The 6,392-nt window shown below is 42.2% G+C and carries 6 protein-coding genes; all 6 read right to left on the bottom strand.

Features of this window, described 5'->3' with window-relative positions; translation table 11 throughout:
- Window positions 1-246: 246 nt before the first annotated feature.
- On the bottom strand, window positions 247-1,041 hold the full coding sequence (locus tag ACTNES_RS18645; protein WP_320813496.1) for a zinc dependent phospholipase C family protein: 795 nt from the start codon (window positions 1,039-1,041) through the stop codon (window positions 247-249).
- A gap of 107 nt (window positions 1,042-1,148) precedes the next feature.
- Entirely contained in the window at window positions 1,149-1,718 is a 570-nt protein-coding gene (gene scpB / locus ACTNES_RS18650; protein ID WP_216459959.1) for an SMC-Scp complex subunit ScpB, read from the bottom strand.
- 77 nt (window positions 1,719-1,795) lie between these two features.
- On the bottom strand, window positions 1,796-2,635 hold the full coding sequence (locus ACTNES_RS18655) for a segregation and condensation protein A (RefSeq protein WP_216459960.1): 840 nt from the start codon (window positions 2,633-2,635) through the stop codon (window positions 1,796-1,798).
- An 87-nt stretch (window positions 2,636-2,722) separates the two neighbouring features.
- A complete protein-coding gene (locus ACTNES_RS18660; protein WP_441040356.1) occupies window positions 2,723-3,541 on the bottom strand; it encodes a metallophosphoesterase in 819 nt (272 codons plus the stop codon).
- Between the two features lie 64 nt (window positions 3,542-3,605).
- On the bottom strand, window positions 3,606-4,640 hold the full coding sequence (locus tag ACTNES_RS18665) for a molybdopterin-binding protein (RefSeq protein WP_441040357.1): 1,035 nt from the start codon (window positions 4,638-4,640) through the stop codon (window positions 3,606-3,608).
- Between the two features lie 96 nt (window positions 4,641-4,736).
- Window positions 4,737-6,392, bottom strand: a 1,656-nt coding sequence (locus tag ACTNES_RS18670) for an outer membrane protein assembly factor BamB family protein (RefSeq protein WP_441040358.1), incomplete at its 5' end; no start/stop codon positions are given.

A 6,392-nucleotide genomic window follows, 5' to 3' on the forward strand; every position in this document is an offset into this window, starting at 1 on the left:
ATCGTGACAGCGGCAATATGTCTGATCTTCATACTCCACCTCACATGCCTGACCACTACTTATTGCATCAATATTTCTACAGATTTTTCCCACAGCAGTTCTATAAAATCTGGATTAAATACGGTATCTTCTGGAGTCACTATAATTAATCTGCAAATTATCAATGCCTATAAAATAATTTATGCCAACATGTCCGGAATATGTCTGATACAAAAATCTTAATCAAAAAAATCCGTTAAGAACTGATCATCCATTATAAGTGCGGTTCCATCGTGCGCTCAGATGATAGGCACCCTCTCTCAGAGTATAAAGTTCTTTCAGATATTCAGTTGTTTCAGGGATGGCTTCTCTGTAAAGCCTCTCCAGTTCCGGCATTGGTGCTTTGGCCTCTTCCAGCGCTCCCTCTGCCATAAAATGTTCAATCATAGAACCTATGGATCTTCCTCCGCATCTTAAAAGTTTTCCTACAATACGGCGCTTTCTGCCGTGGTCATCGCATACCATGAAGTTTGTAAGGATTTTCATCATTTTCATGGAAATATAGATATTTACTGTTTTCACAAGTGGAATGGCTCTGTGGATCACTTTTGCGTATTCCACCTTTGGGATGATACCGCAGGCAGGATAATAATGATCCGGATCTTTGCCTGTTTCTTCCATGAGAACACGGTCAAATTCTTTTTCCAGAACAATGTGGGGGATTACGCCTTTTTCTGCCATCTGATTTACATACGGATGGCATGCGGAATCCAGCATATAGTGGCATCCAAAACCAAGCAGATAAGCAAGCAGTGCCTCGTCATTGTTTCTGCGTACCTGTCGCATTCCTTCTTCAAAAAATGCTCTGGCCTTCTCCCGATGCATATTGACTCCGAACTGTGTGACTGGATTTTTGGATATCATGTAGTAAAACAGAATATCCGGTCCGTGCAGACCAATCCTGTAGAGATCTCCGTGTCTGCGGATCAGCGCTTTCATATCTGATGGCAGTCTTCTATATACTTCTTTTCCAAATAAATCATGTGCATATGTGGTCGGCATAACCATTTCCCCTTCCTGTATCTCTTCAAGTTCTTGTGTAAATTGTGCCCTATACAGTCATATCTTTTTTGTAACTATTCAGTTTCTTCACAGTTACGAATCGAAAATCATACATCCAGCTTTAACTGGATTTCTTCTTCTGCTTCTGCCTTGAAATCCTCAATCTGAACCGGATCAGGTACCGGCAGGGATTCCAGATCCTGTACACCAAAACAGCGCAGAAACTCTTCTGTGGTTCCGAGCAGAATCGGGCGGCCCGGGGCATCCAGTCTTCCCAGCTCTCTGACCAGATTATATTCTACCAGCTTGTTGATGGCATGGTCGCATTTTACCCCTCGGATCTTCTCAATCTCTGCCTTTGTTACTGGCTGTTTATATGCGATGATGGATAAGGTCTCCAGCATAACATCTGTAAGTACCGGTTTCTGAGGATGCAGTGCGATATTGATCAGATATTCATAATATTCTTTCTTTGTACACATCTGGAAAGAGTTCTCCAGTTCTATGATCTGGATGCCTCTGTCCTCTTCCTGATAGCGATCCATCATGTTGCGGATGATCTTTCCTGTCGTCTTCTCATCCACTCTGATAGCTTTTGCGATCTGTGACAGTTCTACAGAACCGCCCATAGCAAAAAGTATAGCTTCTATAGCTGCTTCTGTCTCCTTAATCTTCACTCAGTCTTCCTCATTCCTTATCCTTTTATTACACATTTCTCTTTTGTAGATCACACCTTCTAAAAAAGGAATTGCAGTTACTGTTCTGCACTCTCCTGCTGAACCTGTAAATTTCCCTCTGTACTCTGTGATTCTTCTTCTGCAAATTCTGTAAGATTCTTCCAGGTATCCGGATCTGTTTTTACTTCGACAGAAATATCATCAAACAAATTATCCTGTTCCACATGGATATGTCCCATTTTGATCAGTTCCAGGATGGACAGGAATGTAACGATCACCTGTACTCTGGAACTCTGGCTCTCCAGAAGATCCCGGAAGCTGAACTTCCGGTGCGTGCGGGCAAAATCTCTGACCTCTATCATCTTATCAGAAAGACTGATCTCTTCTTTCTCAATGGTACCGAATTTGCTTCGGATCGGGTCGATCTTGTCCTCCTGTCTGCGGATGATAGATTTGTAAATGGCATTCAGTTTCTCCAGTGTGATCCCTGCAAGCAGTTCTCTGGGATCTACCGGCTCTCTGTACTGAGCAACCTCATCCGGTATGGTAGGATCTTTAAAGAATACATTAGCTGCATCATCCATTTTATCTTTTAATTCATAGGACATGAATTTATACATTTTGTATTCCAGAAGTTTCTCTACCAGCTCTGCACGCGGGTCTTCCTCTTCTCCTTCTTCATTTACCTCTTTCGGAAGAAGCATCTTACATTTGATATCCAGCAATGTGGCTGCCATGACCATGAATTCACTCATGATGCCCAGATCCTCACGTTCCATGGCATGAATATATTCCATGTACTGGTCTGTGATCTCCACAATAGGGATATCATAAATATCTATTTTATTTTTTTCGATCAAATGCAGTAACAGATCCAGCGGACCTTCAAACACTTCCAGTTTTACCGGAATTCCCATAGTGCTGTACTTTCCTTTTCAAATATATTTCGCAATATCATGCATTTCATACCAATAACATCCAGATTTCCTGACCATTTCTCTGCCTTATTTTTTCAGCATACAAGGCTTGATATCCACGATCAGCAATTCTCTTGGATTATGAATCCGAACCGGAATCGTATGTTCTCCTGCCCCAGCGCTTACCAGCATATGCTGACTGTCTCTGTGGAAATCTCCGCAGCAGAATGCAGGAAACGGCTGGAGCTGAGGAGAAAGCAGGCCTTTATGTCTGCCAAGTCTCACGATCCCGCCGTGATAATGACCACTCAGAATAAGATCTGCTCCCCAGTCAAAATAGGTATTGCCGTATTTCGGACTGTGTGCAAGCAGGATATTCAGAGTGTCTTTCGCCGGCTCCCCGATCAGTTCTCTGACTTCTTCGGTATGAAGCTTTGGAGAAAAAGGCTTCTTATAATAAATCAGGGGAATTTCCAGGCCATGAATGATCATCCTGTTTTTTCCGACTTCCAATTCACAGAACTCATTATGCAGAATATGGATCCCTTCTGCTTTCAGTCCGCTTTCGTATTCCTGATAATCCTCTGCGATCTCATTCTCTTCAGGATTACTTCTGTACAATTTGTACTCATGATTTCCCAGTGCATAATAAACCGGATACTGTGCTGCAAGTCTCTTCAGAAGCACTGTTGCTGTTTCCATAGTTACAGGATCATTTCTGACGATCATGTCCCCTGCAATAAGGATTCCATCCGGTCTGTATTTATCAATGATTTCGAGAAGCTTTCTGTTCTCATGGCCAAGTTCTACGCCATGAAGATCTGCAATAACTGCAAATCTGACTCCTCTGGCATCTTTTATTTTGTCTGAATGAATCGTATAATGTACAGTTTTGAATCTTTTCATGTAACCTTTTCCTTTAAAATTTCAGATACTGGTCAAGCGAATATTCACAATTGAAGCAGGGGATTTACTTTCCAAATCCACAGTTCGGGAATGTACAGACATCACAGTTCAGGCAGAGTCCGCCTTCCCCGAGATGATTGATCTCCTCTGCTGTGATCTCGTCATCTGCCATCAGTCTCGGCAGGAGCAGGTCAAAGATGGTATTCTTCGCATACATCACGCATCCCGGCAGTCCAAGGATCGGAATCTGTTTTCCGTCTTTCTCATAATAAGAAACCAGCATCATAGCACCTGGAAGTACCGGTGCACCGTAAGATACGATACGGGTTCCTGTTGCTTTGATCGCACCTGGAGTTCTGTCATCCGGGTCAACACTCATACCGCCGCTGCATACCACCACATCGGCTCCGTCTTCAATAAATTCCAGGATATCTGCTGTAATCTGTTCCATGTTATCTCCGGGCATAGTCTGTCCAAGAATCTCTGACGGGAATCTCGCAAATTTATCCTTCAGTACAGGGGTAAAAGTATCTTTGATCAGACCTTTCTGCACTTCACTTCCTGTTGTTACGATTCCGACTTTCTTCTTCTTATATGGAAGAATGGAAAAAATGGGCTGCTCTCCTGCTGTTTCTTTGGCACGATCCATCTTTTCTTTCTCGATCACTAACGGGATGATCCTGGTTCCTGCAAGCTTGTCCCCTTTCTTTACAGGAAAATCGCCATGGCGGGATGCAATCATCATCTCACCGAGTGAATTGACTGCTACCAGCGCATCTCTGCGGATTTTCAATACGCCGTCAATATCTGCGATCAGTTCGATCTTTCCTTCTTTTATATCTGATCCATGCATGGTATCTGAATCTCCGGCACAGATCTGGTAAAGAATCTCTGCACCTTCATTCTCATGAAGAATTCCCTCTTTCTTCTCCCACACATATAAATGTTCTTTTCCTACTGAAAGTAAAAGAGGAATATCCTCTTCTCTTACAATATGTCCTTTCTTAAAAAGCACCCCTTTTTTTACATCTTTGATGATCTGTGTGATGTCGTGGCATAAAATATGGCCGACTGCATCTTCTGTACGGATTTCTTTCATTAATATATACCTTCCTTTATTGTTTTTGCTTCCCGTAATTACCCATTTGGATTTTATTATACATCCTGTCAGTATCTTTTGTCAAAATTGTTATAGTTACTGTAATTCTATTCCCCATATCTTACAGTCTCTGGTTCCAACAACTGCATAATTATCATACACTGCCGGAGATGCCTCAATCACACCCTCACTGACAGATACTGTATCTTCCAGTTTTCCGGTTTTGCCGTCAAGAAGGCGGATATCACCTGTGCTGTTGCAATAAAGAACCTTACCACTTCCGTCTTCATTATAAACACAAACCGGAGAAGACCATGCATAGGAAGAAGAATCCTCCCATGCTTTGGAACCGTCAGATTTTTTCAGACAGGCAAGAACTCCGGAGGCATTGTCAGAAGTCTTGGATACTGTCACATATATGTAATCGGAAAGGCTGTTCTTTCCACATGCAATGGTTGACTGGACTCCTCCGGAAACACCATCGTCTGTATAGCATTCATAATCTGTATGCCAGATGATTTCTCCTGTTTCTGCATCGATTTTCCAGATCGGAATGGTTGCAGAATCATAGCTTCTCCATCCAAGACGGAAAGAAGTACTTACATACAGATACAGATGTCCGTTCTCGATTTCCAGAACAGGTGTAGAGTTTGAATCATCAAGAGTATCCTGTACCCATACAAGCTGAAGCGTATTCATGTTCAGGCACATCAGATTTCCTCCATTGTCAGTCATAAATGCATATCCTTTATAAATTGCCACACTGTCTTCCATTCCGATCCAGAATGATTCTGTACTGCTTCTGGTTCCGTAATAACGCCATTTTACGGTTTTTCCTGGCTGAATAGATAATGTACCATTGTTCTGATCATATTGTGTATTCAGTTTGATCAGATACATAATTCCGTTTTCTCCAGGATAGATCAGAGTGTCTGTTTCCACATCCACCAGCGCTGACCCGTCAAAAAAGCTCAGACTTCCTCGAAGTGAAAACTCATCATTATCTCCAAACGTATACATAACACTGCAGTCCAGCAGATTCACGACGAATACTCTTGCAGTTCCCTCATTGCTATTGTATCCGGCGCCAACATACATGATCGGATATCCTCTTGGATCCAGAGCTCCTGCCCCCTTAAATGTATATCCAAGATACAATGGGTCACGGGTCTTTTCTCCTGTTTTCAGATCCAGAAAATATACATATCCATCCATGCAGGCATAAATCACTTCAACCAGTTCATCATCTGCTTTGGCTTTTTCAGTCATATTCATATGTGCCTTGACCTCTTTGGGCCATTTTCTCATAAGCGGCTGTCCGGTCCACCCGCTTCCGGTCCAGACTGCACTGCCGGAAGAAAGAGAACCGGTATCTGCAGACCACAGCTTGTTAAGTTTAAAACTGGTCATATTGGCATAACCATGTGTCGGATTATCACGAAAACTGTTTCCACGGAATGTGACAATTCCATCCGCATCTGTGTAATCTTCTCCAATGTTAAAAGAAATATCTGCATCAGCTTTGTAATCTGCAACATTTTCAAGTATATTTCCATCTACTTCAATATTTGTATAACTGATGAGATTTTCCGGTCTGGTTGAGTCTACACAGTGCGGTTCAAAAGGAATCTCTTTGCTCTCTTTCATTTCAACGATATCTTTGGATTTCTTTTTGCCTTTTGTTTTTTTAACTTTTGTTTTCTCTACTTTTGTCTCTTCTGCTTTGGCAGATAATACTTCCCTTGCACTTCC

This window comes from Blautia sp. HCP3S3_D9, from assembly GCF_052063845.1.
Classification (GTDB): Bacteria; Bacillota; Clostridia; order Lachnospirales; family Lachnospiraceae; genus Blautia_A.

What these genes read in the sequence shown, in the direction of transcription:
- ACTNES_RS18645 (WP_320813496.1), bottom strand. Translation starts at nt 1,041, where the DNA reads ATGCCGACCACATATGCACATGATTTATTTGGAAAAGAAGTATATAGA.
- ACTNES_RS18665 (WP_441040357.1), bottom strand. Translation starts at nt 4,640, where the DNA reads ATGAAAGAAATCCGTACAGAAGATGCAGTCGGCCATATTTTATGCCAC.
- ACTNES_RS18660 (WP_441040356.1), bottom strand. Translation starts at nt 3,541, where the DNA reads ATGAAAAGATTCAAAACTGTACATTATACGATTCATTCAGACAAAATA.
- ACTNES_RS18655 (WP_216459960.1), bottom strand. Translation starts at nt 2,635, where the DNA reads ATGGGAATTCCGGTAAAACTGGAAGTGTTTGAAGGTCCGCTGGATCTG.